This is a genomic window from Pseudomonas sp. MWU16-30323 (genome assembly GCF_020515595.1).
GTDB classification, from domain to species: domain Bacteria; phylum Pseudomonadota; class Gammaproteobacteria; order Pseudomonadales; family Pseudomonadaceae; genus Aquipseudomonas; species Aquipseudomonas yamanorum.
The window spans coordinates 1-436 of record NZ_JAIWYM010000094.1; the positions used below are offsets into that span (position 1 = coordinate 1).

General features: G+C 59.6%; 1 pseudogene. It reads left to right on the plus strand.

From position 1 onward, the window contains the following. Positions 1–436 (plus strand): annotated as a pseudogene (locus tag LIY45_RS30595) (type IV secretion protein Rhs); the annotation flags it as partial.

Genomic DNA, 436 nt, shown 5'->3' on the forward strand with positions numbered 1-436 from the left:
GGCCTATCGGTTTGAGTGGGATGTGCTGGATCGGTTGTCCGTCCAGGTCGATCTGGACGGCAGCTACCGCGTCTATCACTACAACGCCGTTGACGATATTACTGGGACTGACGCTCATCCCACACCTGCGCCGGAACCGCGTAATACTTACGAGGACGGCCCGCCGCCCCTTGAATCAGACGCCCCCATACGGCATCGCTTCGCCCGCGATGCGGTGGGCCGGTTGTTGCGCAAAACCACCGATGACGGGGTTACCGATTACCGCTATGACAACGCCGACGATCTATTGGCGATCACATTTACCGACAGGCAGGGTACGCAGCAGAAACTAAGTTATGCCTACGACGCCCTCGGTCAGGTGCTTAGCGAAAGCAGCGACGCGGGTGAACTGGGCTATCGCTACGACGCCCTGGGCAACCTGGAAACCCTGACCCTC